General features: G+C 71.1%; 18 protein-coding genes. 12 read left to right on the top strand and 6 right to left on the bottom strand.

All coding sequences use genetic code 11. The features are described 5' to 3' along the window. Positions 1 to 63 precede the first annotated feature (63 nt). Positions 64 to 798 (top strand): RDD family protein, encoded by a 735-nt coding sequence (locus ACFW1I_RS11930; protein ID WP_384669017.1) that lies wholly within the window; start codon positions 64 to 66, stop codon positions 796 to 798. 84 nt (positions 799 to 882) lie between these two features. After that, entirely contained in the window at positions 883 to 1,539 is a 657-nt protein-coding gene (locus ACFW1I_RS11925; RefSeq protein WP_384669015.1) for an RDD family protein, read from the top strand. Positions 1,540 to 1,574: 35 nt separating this feature from the next. On the opposite strand, the gene ACFW1I_RS11920 is transcribed toward ACFW1I_RS11925, so the two are convergent. Continuing rightward, a complete protein-coding gene (locus ACFW1I_RS11920) occupies positions 1,575 to 1,853 on the bottom strand; it encodes a hypothetical protein (protein ID WP_384669013.1) in 279 nt (92 codons plus the stop codon). Positions 1,854 to 2,215: 362 nt separating this feature from the next. Between ACFW1I_RS11920 and ACFW1I_RS11915 the strand changes: the two genes are divergently transcribed. After that, on the top strand, positions 2,216 to 4,648 hold the full coding sequence (locus ACFW1I_RS11915; RefSeq protein ID WP_384669012.1) for an immune inhibitor A domain-containing protein: 2,433 nt from the start codon (positions 2,216 to 2,218) through the stop codon (positions 4,646 to 4,648). A gap of 145 nt (positions 4,649 to 4,793) precedes the next feature. Continuing rightward, positions 4,794 to 5,105, top strand: a complete 312-nt coding sequence (locus ACFW1I_RS11910; protein ID WP_384669010.1) for a hypothetical protein — start codon at positions 4,794 to 4,796, stop codon at positions 5,103 to 5,105. A 10-nt stretch (positions 5,106 to 5,115) separates the two neighbouring features. Here ACFW1I_RS11910 and ACFW1I_RS11905 read toward each other — a convergent pair whose 3' ends face one another. Both ACFW1I_RS11905 and ACFW1I_RS11900 read right to left on the bottom strand, forming a co-directional pair. After that, positions 5,116 to 5,715, bottom strand: a complete 600-nt coding sequence (locus tag ACFW1I_RS11905; RefSeq protein WP_384669009.1) for an isochorismatase family protein — start codon at positions 5,713 to 5,715, stop codon at positions 5,116 to 5,118. A gap of 93 nt (positions 5,716 to 5,808) precedes the next feature. Continuing rightward, positions 5,809 to 7,137 (bottom strand): nicotinate phosphoribosyltransferase, encoded by a 1,329-nt coding sequence (locus ACFW1I_RS11900; protein WP_384669008.1) that lies wholly within the window; start codon positions 7,135 to 7,137, stop codon positions 5,809 to 5,811. A gap of 100 nt (positions 7,138 to 7,237) precedes the next feature. On the opposite strand from ACFW1I_RS11900, the gene clpS reads away from it, so the two are divergent. The 7 genes from clpS to ACFW1I_RS11865 all read left to right on the top strand — a co-directional run bounded on the left by clpS (position 7,238) and on the right by ACFW1I_RS11865 (position 11,923). Beyond that, complete coding sequence (gene clpS, locus ACFW1I_RS11895; protein ID WP_282695576.1) at positions 7,238 to 7,543, top strand: ATP-dependent Clp protease adapter ClpS; 306 nt, start codon at positions 7,238 to 7,240, stop codon at positions 7,541 to 7,543. Continuing rightward, on the top strand, positions 7,543 to 8,124 hold the full coding sequence (locus ACFW1I_RS11890) for a DUF2017 domain-containing protein (RefSeq protein WP_384669006.1): 582 nt from the start codon (positions 7,543 to 7,545) through the stop codon (positions 8,122 to 8,124). The genes clpS and ACFW1I_RS11890 overlap by 1 nt, the downstream gene beginning before the upstream one ends. Positions 8,125 to 8,436: 312 nt before the next feature. Beyond that, the gene (locus tag ACFW1I_RS11885) at positions 8,437 to 9,873 is read left to right on the top strand and encodes an amino acid permease (RefSeq protein ID WP_384669004.1); all 1,437 of its coding nucleotides are present in this window, start codon (positions 8,437 to 8,439) and stop codon (positions 9,871 to 9,873) included. A 76-nt stretch (positions 9,874 to 9,949) separates the two neighbouring features. Next, on the top strand, positions 9,950 to 10,375 hold the full coding sequence (locus ACFW1I_RS11880) for a Mov34/MPN/PAD-1 family protein (protein ID WP_031011679.1): 426 nt from the start codon (positions 9,950 to 9,952) through the stop codon (positions 10,373 to 10,375). A 107-nt stretch (positions 10,376 to 10,482) separates the two neighbouring features. Continuing rightward, on the top strand, positions 10,483 to 10,599 hold the full coding sequence (locus ACFW1I_RS11875) for a putative leader peptide (RefSeq protein ID WP_384669003.1): 117 nt from the start codon (positions 10,483 to 10,485) through the stop codon (positions 10,597 to 10,599). A 90-nt stretch (positions 10,600 to 10,689) separates the two neighbouring features. Further along, positions 10,690 to 10,968 carry a MoaD/ThiS family protein gene (locus tag ACFW1I_RS11870; protein ID WP_031011677.1) on the top strand — a complete coding sequence of 93 codons (279 nt, stop codon included), beginning with the start codon at positions 10,690 to 10,692 and terminating at the stop codon, positions 10,966 to 10,968. A gap of 4 nt (positions 10,969 to 10,972) precedes the next feature. Continuing rightward, positions 10,973 to 11,923, top strand: coding sequence for a PLP-dependent cysteine synthase family protein (locus ACFW1I_RS11865; RefSeq protein ID WP_384669001.1), 951 nt, complete (start codon positions 10,973 to 10,975; stop codon positions 11,921 to 11,923). 31 nt (positions 11,924 to 11,954) lie between these two features. On the opposite strand, the gene ACFW1I_RS11860 is transcribed toward ACFW1I_RS11865, so the two are convergent. Beyond that, complete coding sequence (locus ACFW1I_RS11860) at positions 11,955 to 12,434, bottom strand: type II toxin-antitoxin system PemK/MazF family toxin (protein ID WP_384668999.1); 480 nt, start codon at positions 12,432 to 12,434, stop codon at positions 11,955 to 11,957. A 206-nt stretch (positions 12,435 to 12,640) separates the two neighbouring features. Here ACFW1I_RS11860 and ACFW1I_RS11855 point away from each other — a divergent pair, with 206 nt between their 5' ends. Beyond that, positions 12,641 to 13,393: an MBL fold metallo-hydrolase gene (locus ACFW1I_RS11855; protein WP_384668997.1), complete on the top strand. Its 753-nt coding sequence runs from the start codon at positions 12,641 to 12,643 to the stop codon at positions 13,391 to 13,393. On the opposite strand, the gene ACFW1I_RS11850 is transcribed toward ACFW1I_RS11855, so the two are convergent. Both ACFW1I_RS11850 and ACFW1I_RS11845 read right to left on the bottom strand, forming a co-directional pair. Further along, positions 13,381 to 14,724, bottom strand: coding sequence for a glycosyltransferase (locus tag ACFW1I_RS11850; protein ID WP_384668995.1), 1,344 nt, complete (start codon positions 14,722 to 14,724; stop codon positions 13,381 to 13,383). The genes ACFW1I_RS11855 and ACFW1I_RS11850 overlap by 13 nt on opposite strands. Then, a complete protein-coding gene (locus tag ACFW1I_RS11845) occupies positions 14,721 to 16,874 on the bottom strand; it encodes a peptidase domain-containing ABC transporter (RefSeq protein ID WP_384668993.1) in 2,154 nt (717 codons plus the stop codon). The genes ACFW1I_RS11850 and ACFW1I_RS11845 overlap by 4 nt, the downstream gene beginning before the upstream one ends. Between the last annotated feature and the right edge of the window lie 135 nt (positions 16,875 to 17,009).

The raw sequence follows: 17,009 nt of genomic DNA, 5'->3' as shown, positions 1-17,009 counted from the left end.
CTCGTTTGAAGGCTCCTGCGCACACCTAGCTCTACACATGTACAGTCGTCGGCAGCGTCAGTTGTGTATCAGAGACAGGGACAGCCGCGGCCGCAGGCCCACCCGCACCCCCAGCCCCACCCGCACGTCCAGCAGGCCCCGGCCCCCGCCCCGGCCCCCGCGCCCGCGCCGGCTCCCGCCCCCGCCGCGCCCTCCTGGGCCCAGCCGCAGCCGCAGCCGCCCGCCCCCGCCGAACAGCAGGCGCAGCAGCCGGTCGTGCCGTGGAAGCCGCCGGTCGAGGACCCCTTCCTCAAGGCCGCGCGCGAGCAGTCCTCCGCGCCCCCGGCCGGGCTCGGCCGCCGGCTCCTCGCCCGGGTGGTCGACACCCTCCTCCTCGGCGCGATGGCCGCCGGCGCGGGCTACCCCTTCGTCACCGCCGCCCTCGACCACATCCAGGAGAAGATCGAGGCCGCCAAGCGGTCCGGCGTCACCGTCCAGGTCTGGCTCGTCGACGGCACCACCTCGGTCCAGTTCGGCATCGCGCTCGGCCTGATGCTCGTCCTCGGCCTGCTCTACGAGGCGCTGCCCACCGCCAAGTGGGGCCGCACCCTCGGCAAGAAGCTGTGCGGGATCCAGGTCCGGGACATCGAGGCGCACGAGCCGCCGACCTTCGGCCGGGCGCTGCGCCGCTGGTTCCTGTACACCTTCCTCGGCCTGCTGGTGATCGGCGTGCTGAACGTGGTCTGGTGCGTCTTCGACCGCCCGTGGCGGCAGTGCTGGCACGACAAGGCGGCCGGCACCTTCGTCGCCCGGGTCTGACCCCGCCGACCCGCCGGGGGAGCCGGTCCCCCGAACGGGGGCCCAGCCGTTGCGGGCCCCCGGTGGCCGGGATGCGATGCCCCCATGAGCACCGACCAGCCGCCGCCCGGCCCGCCCCCCGACGACGACCCCTTCGCCAAGCGGCCGCCGGAGCCGCCCCAGGGCCCGCCGCCGGGGCCTCCGCCGCCCGGGAGCCCGTACGACAACCCGTACCCGCCCCCGCCCCCGTACGACGGTTACGGCGGCGGCTACGGCGGCACCGACCCGCTCTCCGGGATGCCGCCGCTCGCCGAGACCGGACGCCGCGTCCTCGCCCGGCTCATCGACTGGGTGATCATCGCGGTGCCGCTGGCGATCATCGGCATCCCGTTCGACATCTACGACCGGGCGACGGTCGACGGCGACGACTTCCAGGCCACCTGGACCGGCGGCGGCCAGCTGGTCTTCCAGCTGCTCACGATCGTCGCCTACGTCACGTACGACACCGTGCTCACGGCGCAGCGCGGCCAGACCCTCGGCAAGCGGCTGATGAAGCTGCGCGTCGCCATGCTCAACGACGGCTCCACGCCCCCGATGAGCCAGTCGCTGCTGCGCGCGATCGTGCTCTGGCTGCCCGCGCTGATCTGCTGCGCCTGCCTCTGGCCGCTGCTCATCCTGATCCTGATCCTGGTCGACAAGCCCTACAAGCAGGGCCTGCACGACAAGGCGGCGAAGACGGTGGTCGTCACCGTGCCCCAGTAGTCAGGGCCGGCACCGCCGGCGGAGCGGACGGACTCTCACGGACCGGTCCGGGCATCGGCTCCCGCGCCCACCTGCGCGGCCGGTACCCGGACCGCGTCGTTCCCGGTCCTGGCGCCGGTGCCGGCGGGGGTCTTGACGGGTCGCGCGCCTCCCGGCATCGTCACCGCCACGAGGACGCCGAGGAGCAGGCCGGCGAGACAGGCCGCGGCGACGCCGAGGGGGCCGGTGGCTCCGGTGAGGAGCAGGAGCGCGGCGGTCGCGAGGACCACGACGGCCGAACCGTAGGCGTACTGCGCTGCGTTCGGACGCTGCATGACGGATACCGCCCCTCCGGACTCCCGGTCGACTCTACGACGCTCGATGCCCGGGCGGAACGGCGGGTAAGCGTGACCTGACCCACGGTGCCGGAGCACGGGGGGCGCACGGGTGGCACGGGCCGGGCACGGAGCGGGCCGCAGCGGCCTCGCGCACCCGAACTTTCCCGTGATGTACCCGGCTTGACCGTCCGCATACCGGATTTCGACACCCGCATAGTGCACTTGGTGTGTGCAAGTCAAGATCTGTCTTTTCTCGTCTCTCTCCGGTCGAATGTCGTCACTTGTGACGCGCGCCCTGCCGGACGGGACACCCCACCTCCTGGTCCCGAGGCGTGGGCGCCGGGGAGGAACGACACCAAGTGACCAACAGACGACGGGCGATTCGGGCGTCCGCGGTCGTCGTGGCGCTCGCGGCCACCGCCGCCACCGCCTCGACCTTCAGCACCGCCTGGGCGAACGAGGACGGCAGGATCTCGGCGGCGGACGTCCGCCACGACCCGGCTCCGGGCAACGACGCCGAGAAGACCACGGTCGACCACGACCTCGAAGGCCCCTTCAGCGAGCAGCAGGCGCAGCAGCGCAAGGCCGCCCTGGAGCAGGTCCTCAAGGGCGAGGCCAAGGTCGAGCGCCGCGGGGGCTCGCAGGTCGTGAAGCTCGACGCGAAGAAGTACGTCGAGCTCGGCCGTGAGAAGACCGACAAGATCTTCACCATCCTGGTCGAGTTCGGCGACCAGGTGGACACCACCACCCTCGTCGACCGCAAGGACGACGAGACGGACGAGCTGAAGCCGAAGTTCGGCGGCACGCCCGGCCCGCTGCACAACGCGATAGCCGAGCCCGACCGGTCGAAGGACAACTCGACCGCGTGGCAGGCCGACTACGACCAGAAGCACTTCGAGGACCTGTACTTCGGCTCCGGCAAGGACCCGAAGACCGGGCAGCAGAAGCAGTCGCTGAAGACCTACTACGAGCGCACCTCGTCCGGCCGCTACTCGGTCGACGGCATGGTCTCGGACTGGGTCAAGGTCCCGTACAACGAGGCCCGCTACGGCTCCAACTACTGCGGCCAGAACAACTGCGCCAACGTCTGGGACACCGTCCGCGACGGCGTCAACGCCTGGGTCGCCGACCAGAAGGCCAAGGGCAAGACCGACGCCCAGATCAAGGCCGACCTGGCGACCTACGACCAGTGGGACCGCTACGACTTCGACGCCGACGGCAACTTCAACGAGGCCGACGGCTACATCGACCACTTCCAGATCGTCCACGCGGGCGAGGACGAGTCGGCCGGTGGCGGCGCCCAGGAGACGGACGCCCTGTGGGCGCACCGCTGGTACGCCTACGGCACCAGCGCGGGCAAGACCGGCCCGGAGAACAACAAGGCCGGCGGCACCCCGATCGGCGACACCGGCATCTGGGTCGGCGACTACACGATGCAGCCGGAGAACGGCGGCCTCGGCGTCTTCGCCCACGAGTACGGCCACGACCTCGGCCTGCCGGACCTGTACGACACCGCGGGCGGCGAGAACTCGACCGGCTATTGGTCGCTGATGTCCTCCGGCTCCTGGCTGGGCCTGGGCAAGGACTCCATCGGCGACATGCCCGGCGACATGAACGCCTGGGACAAGCTCCAGCTCGGCTGGCTCAACTACGCCAAGGTGAGCGACGAGCTGCGCGCCTCCAAGACCACCCACAAGCTGGGCGTGGCGGAGTACAACACCAAGAACCCGCAGGCGCTCGTCGTCGAGCTGCCGAAGAAGGCCGTCACCACCGACATCGTCGCCCCCGCCGAGGGTTCGGCCCAGTGGTGGAGCGACATGGGTGACGACCTCAAGAACACCCTCACCCGCTCCGTCGACCTGACGGGCAAGTCGTCCGCCTCCCTGGAGCTCCAGGGCTGGTACGACATCGAGGCCGAGTACGACTACCTCTACACCGAGGTGTCGACGGACGGCGGCGCCAACTGGACCGCCGTGGACGGCACCGCCGACGGCGTGGCCCTCCCGCGCGACGCGGCCGGCTCCCCGGCGCTGACCGACGTCTCGGGCGCCCACAAGAAGCTCGTCTACGACCTCTCGGCGTACGCGGGCAAGAAGTTCGACCTCCGCTTCCGCTACCAGACGGACGGCGGCGCGGGCGGCAAGGGCTTCACCGCCGACGCCATCACGCTGACCGCCGACGGTGCTTCCGTCTTCGCGGACGGCGCGGAGAACGGCGACAACGGCTGGACCGCCAAGGGCTTCTCGCGGGTCGGCAAGGGCTTCACCAACGAGTACGAGCAGTACTACATCGCCGAGAACCGCCAGTACGTCTCGTACGACGCCACCCTCAAGGTCGGCCCGTACAACTTCGGCTTCACCGGCGACAAGGCGAGCTGGGTCGAGCACTACCCGTACCAGAACGGTCTGCTCATCTGGAAGTGGGACCTGTCCCAGAAGGACAACAACACCTCCCAGCACCCGGGCCAGGGTCTGATCCTCCCGATCGACGCCCACCCGACCCCGCTGAAGTGGAACGACGGCTCCCTGATGCGCAACCGCGTCCAGGCGTACGACTCCACCTTCGGAACGTACCGGACGGACGCTTTCCAGCTGCACTTCAAGGACGCGCCGACCTGGGTCCGCTCGCAGCCGGGCAACCCGGTCTTCGACGACCGCAAGGGCACGTACTGGTTCCAGGAGACCGAGCGCGCCGGCGTGAAGGTCACTGACACCAACACCAAGATCGAGGTCGTCAAGGAGCCGAAGAACGGCCAGACGATCACGGTCCGGGTGGGCCCGTCGACCCGGTGATCCACTAGCGATCCGGTAAAACTGCAGGTCACAGCATGATCGGCCGTCGCCCTCTAGCGGGCGGCGGCCGATCGTGTTTAGGTGCAGCTGACCGAGTTCTCATGGACTCCTTATTGACAGTCGGCTCACGGGGGAGTGGTTCCGCATGCCCGGTGGAGGGTTCTGCAAGTTGCCGGGAGGCAGTGTGGTGGTCGCGATAGGGCTGCCCAGCCCGGCCGGGGACGGCGCGACCGTCCGCTTCCTCGTCCACGCCGCGAACCGGGCCAGGGCCCTGACCAGGCTCCGAAACCTGGGCCTGCGGTCGGTTTACCTGCGGGGGAACGCCGAGCCGCCGACGCCGGACGAGATCACGGCCGTGCTGCACCACCCGGACGGGCTGCTGTGGAGATCCACGCCGGGCGCCGCCCAGGAGCTGTGGCACCCGGCCCGCGCCCTGCCGAAGGCCCCCGCGGCCTGAGCCCGGGGCTTCAGGCGACGACCGGCTCGCCGGTGAGCTCCACGCCCGCCTCGCGGAGCTCCGCGAGCGCCCGGTCAGTGGTCTCGCGGGCCACCCCGGCCGTGAGGTCGAGCAGGACGTGCACGCGGAAGCCCTCGCGGGCCGCGTCCAGGGCGGTCGCCCGGACGCAGTGGTCGGTGGCGATGCCCACCACGTCGACCTCGGTCACGTCCCGCTCGCGCAGCCACCGCGCCAGCGTCTCGCCGTTCTCGTCCTGCCCCTCGAAGCCGCTGTACGCGGCGGCGTACGCGCCCTTGTCGAAGACGGCCTGCACGGCGCCGCCGGCGACGGCGGGGGCGAAGTTCGGGTGGAAGCCGACGCCCTCGGTGCCGGCCACGCAGTGCACCGGCCAGGAGTCGACGTAGTCCGGCGCCTGGCCGGCCGGGGCGAAGTGCGCGCCCGGGTCGATGTGGTGGTCGCGGGTGGCGACGACGTGCTGGTACGCGGAGCCGGCCGCCTCGCCGATGAGCTCGGTGATGGCGGCGGCGACGTCGGCACCGCCCGTCACGGCGAGGCTGCCGCCCTCGCAGAAGTCGTTCTGTACGTCCACGACGATCAGTGCGCGGTGCATGGCGGGTCCTCGGGTGGTCGGAAGGGGTGGGCCCGAGCCTAGAGACTCCGCCTCCGCTTCGGGAGGGGGAGTCACCGGGCTCTGGACGTATCTCTAGATGTACTCCGTCGGCAGCACCGGCTCGCCGCGGGAGAGCTGGATGGCGGACATCGGCAGCCCGGCGCGGGCCGCGATGTGCCGGGTGCGGGCCGTCGCCAGCGGCTCCCGGGCCACCACCTCGCCGCCCTTGACCAGCTCGACCAGGAGCTGGTCGGCGGCGAGCGCGTCCGGGACCTGGCCGGTGCCGACGACCTCGGCCGCGGCGACCCCGTCGGCGTCCTTGCGGCGCGCGGCCCACTTGCGGCCGCCGACGGACGCCTTGCCGCCCAGCGACTTCTTGGCGACCGGGACCAGCGGGGCCTTCGGGTCGGCCGAGGCGGCCCGGGCGACCAGCTTGTAGACCATCGAGCAGGTGGGGTGGCCGCTGCCGGTGACGAGCTGGGTGCCCACGCCGTACGCGTCGACCGGCGCGGCGGCCAGCGAGGCGATGGCGTACTCGTCGAGGTCGGAGGTGACCACGATCTTGGTGTCCCGGGCGCCGAGCTCGTCCAGCTGGGCCCGGACCCGGTGGGCGACGAGCAGCAGGTCGCCGGAGTCGATGCGGACGGCGCCGAGCTCGGGCCCGGCGATCTCGACGGCGGCGCGGACCGCCTCGGCGACGTCGTAGGTGTCGACGAGCAGGGTCGTGCCCCGGCCGAGGCTGTCGATCTGGGCCCGGAAGGCGTCCCGCTCGCTGTCGTGCAGCAGGGTGAAGGCGTGCGCGGAGGTGCCGACGGTCGGGATGTTGTAGCGGAAGCCCGCGGCGAGGTCGGAGGTGGCCTCGAAGCCGCCGACGTACGCGGCCCGGGAGGCGGCGACGGCGGCCAGCTCGTGGGTGCGGCGGGCGCCCATCTCGATCAGCCGGCGTCCGCCGGCCGCCGCCGACATGCGGGAGGCGGCCGCGGCGATGGCCGAGTCGTGGTTGAGGATCGAGAGGATCACCGTCTCCAGGAGCACGCACTCGGCGAAGGAGCCCTCGACGCGCAGCACGGGGGAGCCGGGGAAGTACACCTCGCCCTCGGGGTAGCCCCAGATGTCGCCGGAGAAGCGGTAGCCCGCCAGCCACTTCAGGGTCGGCTCGTCGACGATCGCCCGCTCGCGCAGGAAGCCGAGGACGGCCGGGTCGAAGCGGAAGTTCTCGACGGCGTCCAGGACCCGGCCGACGCCGGCGAGGACGCCGTACCGCCGCCCCTCGGGCAGCCGCCGGGTGAAGACCTCGAAGACGGAGCGCCGGTCGGCGGTGCCGGCCCGGAGGGCCGCCTGGAGCATGGTCAGCTCGTACTGGTCGGTGAAGAGCGCGGTCGACGGCACGTCCACCGGGAGCCCAAGGTCCGCAGCGTTCATGCCGATGATGCTACCCCACTATTCGTCAGACTGACGAATAGTGGGGTCGGGGGGTGGCCCGTTTGTGCGACAGGGGGTCCCGGGTGGCAGCATGGGGTAAGTGAGCATCGCGCCTATCGAGATCGAACGGACCGAGTCGGCCGAGGAGGTCTCCGCGGTCGTCGAGCCCGACGTCCCCTGGGTCACCCTCGTGCACAACGACCCGGTGAACCTGATGAGCTATGTCACCTACGTCTTCCAGACGTACTTCGGCTACTCCAAGGACAAGGCGCACAAGCTGATGCTCGACGTGCACAACAAGGGCCGCGCGGTGGTCTCCAGCGGCACCCGCGAGGAGATGGAACGGGACGTGCAGGCGATGCACGGCTACGGACTGTGGGCGACGCTCTCCCAGGACCGCGGCTGATGGCCGGCCACTTCGAGGCCGTCCCGGGCGGCGGAGCGGCCGTCGCCCTCGACGAGGTCGAGGTCTCCATCCTGCGCTCGCTCGCCGTCCAGCTGCTCGAACTGGTGGGCCCGGGCGACGAGCCCGACGCGGACGCCGACCCGCTCGCCGCCCTCTTCGCCGAGGGCCCCAGCGAACCGCCGTCCGACCCCGCCCTGCGCCGTCTCTTCCCCGACGCGTACGCGGACGACAGCGAGGAGCTGCGGGCCGCCGCGGCCGACTTCCGCCGCTTCACCGAGAACGACCTGCGGGCCCGCAAGCGCGAGGACGCCCTCGCGGTGGTGCGCGCCCTGGACGGCCTCAGCAGCGAGGGTCCGGAGGAGTCCGCGGTCCTCAAGCTGACCCCGGACGAGTCCCGGTCCTGGCTCGGCACCCTCAACGACCTGCGGCTGACCATCGCCACCCGGCTGGACATCACCGAGGACGAGGAGAGCGAGCGGCTCTACCGGCTGCCGGACAGCGATCCGCGCAAGCCGATGGTGATGGCGTACCTCTGGCTCGGCGCGCTTCAGGAGTCACTGGTCGAGACGCTCATGTCCTGACGGACGGCGGGAGCGGGGTGTTCGCTCAGCGGACGCTCAAATCCGGATAACGAACTTGTTATCAGGGCGGGCACCTCGTCCTCTTGTGTCCCTTTTGCCGCCGCATTTTCGTGGCGTGCGCCATACGCATCTCCGTCGATCACCCCCCAGCGCGTGATAAATCTTCACGACCACTCGGGGACGCCACCCCTGTTCCCGAGGGCGCTTGAGCCGGCTGACCGCCGGTGGCACTCCATCCACATCCGGGGGGATCAGGACCTGATCCGCAGCAGACGACGTCGCGCGGATCAGCATGGAGAAAGGCGCACCACCATGACCTCAGTGCGGGTCGACAAGCAGCACGACGGCAATGAGGCCGCGGACTCCGCCTCGGGCGAGGGTTACCACCGGGCACTCGGCGCCCGCCAGATCCAGATGATCGCGATCGGCGGCGCCATCGGGACCGGCCTCTTCCTCGGAGCGGGCAAGGGCATCTCCAAGGCGGGCCCCAGCCTGATCCTCGCGTACGCCCTCGCGGGCCTCGTCATCTTCTTCATCATGCGGGCGCTCGGCGAGCTCCTCATGTACCGCCCCGTCTCCGGCTCCTTCTCGGAGTACGCGCGGGAGTTCATTGGCCCCTTCGCGGGCTTCGTCACCGGCTGGACGTACTGGCTCTTCTGGGTCGTCACCGGCATCACCGAAGTCACCGCCGCGGCCACCTACATGACGTACTGGTGGGACATCCCGCAGTGGATCTCCGCCCTCGTCTTCACCGTGATCCTCTACGGCGCCAACCTGATCTCCGTGAAGCTCTTCGGCGAGCTGGAGTTCTGGTTCTCCATGGTCAAGGTCACCGCCATCGTCGGCATGATCCTGATCTGCGCCGGCATCCTCACGATCGGCTTCTCCGACGCCGGCGACACCGCCTCGATCACCCACCTGTGGGACCTCGGCGGCTTCTTCGCCGGTGAGAACGGCATCGGCTCCACCCTCATGACCCTGCAGATGGTCATGTTCGCCTTCCTCGCGGTCGAGCTGGTCGGCGTCACCGCCGGCGAGTCGAAGGACCCGGAGACGGTCCTGCCCAAGGCCATCAACACCGTGCCGTGGCGCATCGCCGTCTTCTACGTCGGCGCGCTCATCATGATCCTGTCGGTCGTCCCGTGGACCGAGTTCCAGCCGGGCGTCTCGCCGTTCGTCGCCGCCTTCGAGAAGATGGGCCTCGGCATCGGCGCCGCGATCGTCAACTTCGTCGTCCTGACCGCGGCCCTGTCGTCCTGCAACTCGGGCATGTACTCCACCGGCCGCATGCTGCGCGACCTCGCGCTCAACGGCCAGGGCCCGAAGCTCTTCACCCGGCTCACCAAGAGCGGCACCCCGCTCGTCGGCACCACCTTCTCCGCCGCGCTCATGATGGTCGGCGTCTGGATCAACTACCAGTGGCCCGGCGAGGCGTTCAACTACGTCGTCTCCTTCGCCACCATCTCCGGCATGTGGGCCTGGATCATGATCCTGGTCTGCCAGATCCGCTACCGCCTCAAGGCCGACCGCGGCGAACTGCCCCAGTCCTCCTTCAAGGCCCCCGGCGGCATCTGGGCCAGCGTCTTCGCCCTCGCCTTCATCGGCCTGGTCGTGGTGACCATGGGCATGGACGCGGGCAACCGCGTCGCGCTCTACGGCGCGCCGGTCTGGGGCCTGCTCCTGGCCGTCGCCTACCTGGTGCTCAAGGCCCGCAACCCCGAGGGCGCCGCCTTCGCCAAGCGCTCCTGACCTGCACCGTCTCGACATCCGGGCCGTCTCGTACCATTCCTCGGTACGAGGCGGCCCGTCTGCTTATCCTGTCGTCATGCTGACCATCACCCGGGCCCTGTACGACCGGATCGTGGAACACGCCCGCGCGGACCACCCCGACGAGGCATGCGGCGTCGTCGCGGGACCCGTCGGCTCGGGCCGCCCCGAGCGGTTCATCCCGATGCTCAACGCGGCCCGTTCGCCCACCTTCTACGAGTTCGACTCCGCCGACCTCCTCAAGCTCTACCGCGAGATGGACGACCGGGACGAGGAGCCCGTGATCATCTACCACTCGCACACGGCCACCGAGGCGTACCCGTCCCGCACCGACATCACCTACGCCAACGAGCCCGGCGCCCACTATGTGCTGGTCTCCACCGCCGACACCGACGCCGCCGGCCCCTTCCAGTTCCGCTCGTACACGATCGTCGACGGTGTCGTGGAGGAGGAGGACGTCAAGGTCGTGGAGGAGTACGTCTAGGGATACGCCCGGGGGTACACGCCGGGCTGTCCGGCAGGCGGTCGGAAAACATCCAGTATCTGAGATCACATTCCGGAACCCGGTACGGGAATCGATACGATGACCGCATGGTTCCCCACGACGTGAGCGAAGAGACTCCGGGCACTGTGCTGCTCGTGGCACGCCTGCACGTCGACCTCTGCCGCCTCGCCAGCGCGATCTGTTCATCCCGCGCCGCGCTCTGAGCGCCGGCCGAGCGCACGCACGTACGACCCCCTCCGCGCGGGGGCCCCAGCAGCACGCCCACCACGTCACTTCCGACAGGAGTCCACGCCATGGCCATCGAGGTCCGCATCCCGACCATCCTCCGCACCTACACCGACGGCGAGAAGGCCGTCGAGGGCAGCGGCGCGACCCTCGCCGAGCTCTTCGCCGACCTGGAGACCCGCCACAACGGGATCGAGGCCCGCATCGTGGACGGCGGCAAGCTCCGCCGCTTCGTCAACGTCTACCTGAACGACGAGGACGTCCGCTTCCTCGACGGCATCGACACCAAGCTGACCGACGGCGACAGCGTCACGATCCTGCCGGCCGTCGCCGGCGGCATGGTCTGATCCCATGCGTTACGACTCCCCGCTGGCGGCGGTCGGCAACACGCCGCTCGTCCGCCTCCCCCGGCTCTCGCCCTCGGACGACGTCCGCATCTGGGCGAAGCTGGAGGACCGCAACCCGACCGGCTCGATCAAGGACCGCCCCGCGCTCCACATGATCGAGCAGGCGGAGAAGGACGGCCGCCTCACCCCCGGCTGCACCATCCTGGAGCCGACCAGCGGCAACACCGGCATCTCGCTGGCCATGGCCGCCCGGCTCAAGGGCTACCGCATCGTCTGCGTCATGCCCGAGAACACCAGCGAGGAGCGCAGGCAGCTGCTCGCCATGTGGGGCGCGGAGATCGTCTCGTCCCCCGCGGCGGGCGGCTCCAACACGGCGGTGCGCGTCGCCAAGGAGCTCGCCGCCGAGAACCCGACCTGGGTGATGCTCTACCAGTACGGCAACCCGCACAACGCGGGCGCCCACTACGCCACCACCGGCCCGGAGATCCTCGCGGACCTCCCGTCCATCACCCACTTCGTCGCCGGCCTCGGCACGACAGGAACCCTGATGGGCGTCGGCCGCTACCTCCGGGAGCACAAGCCCGACGTCAAGATCGTCGCCGCCGAACCGCGCTACGACGACCTCGTCTACGGGCTCCGCAACCTCGACGAGGGCTTCGTCCCCGAGCTGTACGACGCCTCCGTCCTCACCACCCGCTTCTCCGTCGGCTCCGCAGACGCCGTCACCCGCACCCGCGAACTCCTCCAGCAGGAGGGCATCTTCGCGGGCGTCTCCACCGGCGCGGCCCTCCACGCCGCGATCGGAGTGGGCAGGAAGGCCCTCAAGGCCGGCGAATCCGCGGACATCGCCTTCGTCGTGGCCGACGGCGGCTGGAAGTACCTCTCGACGGGCCTCTACACCGCCAGGACCACGGAAGAGGCCATCGAGACCGTCCAGGGCCAGCTCTGGGCGTGACGCCGGAGCCGCGCGCCCGGCCGCGCGTCCGCTAGCGCGCGAGGTGGCGGACCTGGTCCCACACGACCGGGTCCGCCTCACCCACCCGCCGCCGGAACTCCCCGAGCGGCACGTCCCGCAGCTCGTCCGTCTCCAGGAAGCTCGGCCGCCCGCGCGCGTCCCCGACCGCCCCCGGCGGCAGCGCGATCACCCCGGGCCGCTCGTCGTGGTACTTGCTCGTGATCTTCGCGACCAGCGCGAGGTCCCCGCGGACCGACAGCACCAGACACGGCCGGTCCTTGGCGCCGGGCCCGTCCTCGAAGGGCACCTCGGCCCACCAGATCTCCCGCGCCCGCGGCTCCCGCGCGCCCGGCTTCCGTACCGCGGGCCGCCCCGGCGGACGGGTCCGCCCCGCCGGCCGACCCGCCGGCCGGGTCCGCACGGACGACGACCGCGTCCGCCCTCCCGCGACCACCACCACCAGCGCGATCACCACGACCGCGACCAGCGCGGGCCACCACGACGTGTCCATACCCCATGACGTTACCGGCGCCCGGCGCACCGCGCCGCCGCGCCCCGCCGTCCATCCGAACCGGTGACAGAGCCCGTGAGTTCGCCCACAACGGGCCGCCACGAAGGAGCGACCGGCCCCCGTGCGCCTTACGCTCGTCTGACCGCACGGCCTCCCCCTCCCCTTTGCGTGCCTGACCGCACCCGTCCACGGAGGTTCACGCTCCTATGAAGCTCACCGTCGTCGGCTGCTCCGGGTCGTTCCCGTCCGCGGAATCGGCCTGTTCGAGCTACCTCGTCGAGGCCGACGGCTTCCGGCTGCTCCTCGACATGGGCAACGGCGCCCTCGGCGAGCTGCAGCGCCACATCGGCCTGTACGACCTGGACGCGATCTTCCTCAGCCACCTCCACGCGGACCACTGCATCGACATGTGCGGCTACTTCGTGGCCCGCTACTACCGGCACGAGGGCGGCCGCTGCGACGCGATCCCCGTGTACGCCCCCGAGGGCGCCGAGCAGCGCCTCACCACGGCGTACGCGGACACCCCTTCGCCGTCCTCGATGAGCGAGGTCTTCGACTTCCGCACGCTGGGGTCGGGCACCTTCGAGCTGGGCCCGTTCACGATCCGCACCGAGAAGGTGTGCCACCCGGTGGAGGCGTACGGCATCCGGATCGAGCACGGCGGCCGGTCCCTCGCGTACTCCGGCGACACCGGCGTCTGCGAAGCCCTCCACCGCCTCGCCGACGGGGTGGACCTCTTCCTCTGCGAGGCGTCCTTCACCCACGGCAAGGAGGACATCCCGGAGCTCCACCTCAACGGCCGCGAGGCCGGCGCGCAGGCGGCCCGGGCCGAGGTGGGCCGGCTCGTCCTCACCCACATCCCGCCGTGGACGGACGGCGGGCGCAACCTCGCGGACGCGCGCGCGGTGTACGGGGGCCCGGCGGAGCTGGCGAAGGCGGGCGCGGTCTACGAGGTGTGAGGGGGCCGCCAGTCCGGGAGTCCGGCCGCGAGCGACTCCAGGGTGGCCGTCGTGAGGGTCCCGGCCCGGCGCGACCGGGCCTGCTCCAGCAGCGGGGACACCTCGTCGTAGCGACCGCAGGTCACCGCCAGCAGCGCCTGGAGGTCGTAGCTGCGACCCGCGAGTCCCCGGTTGTCCGGCCGTTCGTGCCGGATCCCCTCGGAGAGCCGGTCCAGCAGCTGCGAGGCGCGGCCGAGCAGGCCGCTGAAATCGGCGAACACCTCGTAGTACGAGGCCTCCAGGAGACGTCCTCCGGCTCGCAGCAGCGGCGCCAGCTCCGCGATCTCGCGCCCGCCGCCGAACCCCAGCGCCAGCTCGCACCGGAGGACCAGGCCGTCGGTCCGCCGCTCGGTCGCGTAGTCGGACAGGGGCGCCGCGCCGGGCGGGGGCTCGGCCTCGTACAGCGCGTCGGCCTCCTGGAGGCGCAGGAACAGGGAGCGGGCCTCCTCGGCGGTGGGCCGGTGCCCCACCATGCCGTCGCGCACCGCGTAGAAGTGCCACTTCGGATTCCACGGCTCCTCGGCGAGACACAGCCCGAGCAGGCGCGCGTACCGTTCCGCCTTGCCCTTGCGCGCGATCGTCCCGGGCTCGTAGCCGGAGTGGTGGAAGGTCACGTCCACTTCGACACCCGGCGGAAGGCCGCCCCGCGCGTCGTACGGGCGTTCGTGGACGCGGCCCATGAACCGGAGGGCGGTACCGGAGCGCAGGATCCGCCGGGTGTTCGTGTGGCACTCGCCGCCGGTGTCGAGGATCCGGGGGGAGACCACGAAGTCCGCGTCGGGCAGGACGTGGTCCAGCGCCGCGAGGACGGCCCGGAGCCGTCCCCGGCTCCCCTCAGACAGGGTCTCGTCCGCGTCCACATGGGCGATCCAGCCGCCCGGCCGCACGTGCTCGAAGGCCGTGTTGCGCTGCGCGGCGAAGTCGTCGGTCCAGGCACGGACGACGTGCTCCACGTGCGGGACGGCGGCTTCGGCGGTGCGCAGGGTCGCGTCGGCGGACTCGGCGTCGACCAGCAGCAGCCGGTCGCAGTCGTCCGTGAGAGCGCGCAGACACGCCCCGATGGTCCGCTCCTCGTCGCGGGTGAGGACGACCGCGGTCACGGTGCCCAGGGGATCCGGCCGGCGGGATTCCGGCCGGTAGCCGGCGGCGAGATCGGCGTACGAGTCCGCCGGGACGGTCAGGGCGAGCAGTTCCGGGGCGACGGCGCGGACGAGCCGCAGGTCCCGGCCGAGCGCGGTCGGCCGGCCGGGCTCCTCGGCCCAGGCCCGGTCGAGGATGTCGGAGAGGTTCACACGGGTTCCTTCGTGACGGCGGCGGCCGGGGCGGGCGCGGCGGCGGGCGCGTCGTCCAGGCGCAGGGTCAGGTCGCAGCGCAGGGCGTCGACCTCGCGGTGGGCCACCAGGACGCGAGTGGCGCCCGTCAGGGCCAGGGACTCCCAGATCCGGACGAAGGATTCCTGGTCGATGCCGCTGAAGCTCTCGTCGAAGAGGAAGACGTCGGGGCGGATCAGCACCGCCCGGGCCAGGGCGAGCCGTTGCAGCTGTCCCCGGGACAGCAGGGTTCCGTCCTCCCGGAGCACCTCGTCGTAGCCCTTGTCGAGCGAGTCCACGACGGAGGTCGCCCCGGCCACGGCACACGCCCGGTCGACCTCCTCCCGGGAGTGGTGCGCCCCCAGCGTCAGGTTCTCCCAGACGGTCGCGTCGACGATCAGCGGGATCTCGGGCAGATAGAGGACCTTCCGAGGGAGCGTCCCGGGCGCGAGGCGGTCCAGGGGGACGCCGCCGACGAGGACCGCCCCGGCGTCGGGGACGTACAGGCCGGCCAGGAGCTTCAGCAGGGTGCTCTTGCCCGAGGCGTTCGCCCCCGCCAGGTGCACCGCGCTTCCGGCGGGCACGGAGAGGGAGACGTCCTCCAGGACCCGGCGGGCCGTGCCCGGGTACGCGAAGGTGAGGTCGCGTGCCACGAGGTCGACCTCCGGGCGGGTGCCCGGGCGGGTGTCCGGGGTGGGTTCGGCGACGGACGGCAGGGCGGTGGCGCGGTCGCGCTGCGTCATGACGTCGCGGTAGCGGCCGATCGCGGCGGAGCTGCGCTGGAGGGTGGTCTGCAGGGTGGAGATGTTCACCAGCGAGGTGAGGAAGTACCCGGACAGCGAGATGAAGCCGAGCACGTGCCCCAGGGAGATCCGGCCGCCGTGCGCTTGGAGGAGGCCCACCCAGGTCACGATGACGGCGAAGCACCCGTGGGTCACCAGCCGGATCACGGCCGCCAGGTTGTCGAGCCGCCCGAGCCTCGTCTCGGCGTCGATGCGCCGCGCCAGGGCGTGGGAGATTCGCCCGGCCGCGAAGGCGCGTTTCCCGTGCGAGAAGACCACTTCGTGGTGGTCGAGGATGTTGATCAGCTCGGATTTGAGTGTGGCGTCCCGCTGCAGTGATTCCTCGGACGCCTCGCGAATTCCCCGATAGAGGAACCAGGACGACACGACGGTGATGAACGCGGCGCTCACGAGTATCCCGAAGAGAGGCATGCTCGACCACGCGAGATAACCGCCGACGAGAATCACGACGGCGACGTCCACGGACACGCCGATCGTCGTGGACGTCAGGAGCGTCTGGATTCCCTGGATGTCATCGAGACGGCTCGCCAGGTCTCCGGTCCGCCGCCCGGCGTAGAAGCGCGACGGCAGACCGAGAAGCTTTTCCACGTACCTTTCGGAAAGGTTTCTCTGTATGCGCTGTCCGAAGCCCACGATGACGAGTCCGCGAATGTACTGGAGTGCTCCCGCGGCCACCACCATTCCGACGAAGGCCAGTGAGGTGAAGGTCAGGGTGCTGATTCTGTCGGACCGCACGAATTTATCGACGGAGATCTGGAGATAGATGCTGCTGGAGATCGAGAGGGCGGCCACGAGGAGGGTCAGGGCGATGACCCCGGTGAGCGTCCGGCGGTTCGCGCGCAGCTCTCCGACGAAGACGCTCCGCCGCCAGGCCTGCGCCAGCCGGTTCCGTCGGCCCACGCCGACCGGGGGAGTCTCGGAGACGAGCGCCTCGCCGGAGAAGGTGTCGGCGAGCTCCTCGGCGGTCACGGTCCTGGGCCGGTGGAACCAGGGATCGCTGACGGTGAAGGAACCGTCCGGCCGGGCCTCCATGATCACAACGAAGTGTGCGAGGCCGTCATGCCTGGTCAGGACGATGACGGGGCCGGCGAGTCCGACAGCCTGGCGGAGCTCGTCCACGGTCAGCCGGAACGCCTGGGAGTCGACGCCGTAGTCGTCGAGGACCTGCTGGAGCCGGAGCAGGCTCGCGCCGTCCTCGCCGAGCCCGACGGACTCCCGGAGGATCGCGGCGTCCACGTGGACCCCGTGCCGGCGCAGGACGGTGCGCACGCAGGCGGGTCCGCAGTCGGTGTCGCCCTCCTGGTGCGTGTGGTAGGCCTGCCATGTCATCGTGTGCCCCCCTGGGATGCGGATCGGGGGGGGGGGGCGCGGGGCGCGCGGGAGATAGCTGGGAGTGGCGCGCCGCGGCGGTCGGGCGCCGGGCCAGCGTGTGTAGGGGTGCGGCGGCGGCGCGACGAGATGCCC

The sequence above is a fragment of the Streptomyces sp. NPDC058955 genome (genome assembly GCF_042741435.1).
Taxonomy (GTDB): Bacteria; Actinomycetota; Actinomycetes; order Streptomycetales; family Streptomycetaceae; genus Streptomyces.
The sequence above is the reverse complement of the archived record's forward strand: the minus strand, read 5'-3'. Positions and strand labels throughout refer to the sequence as shown.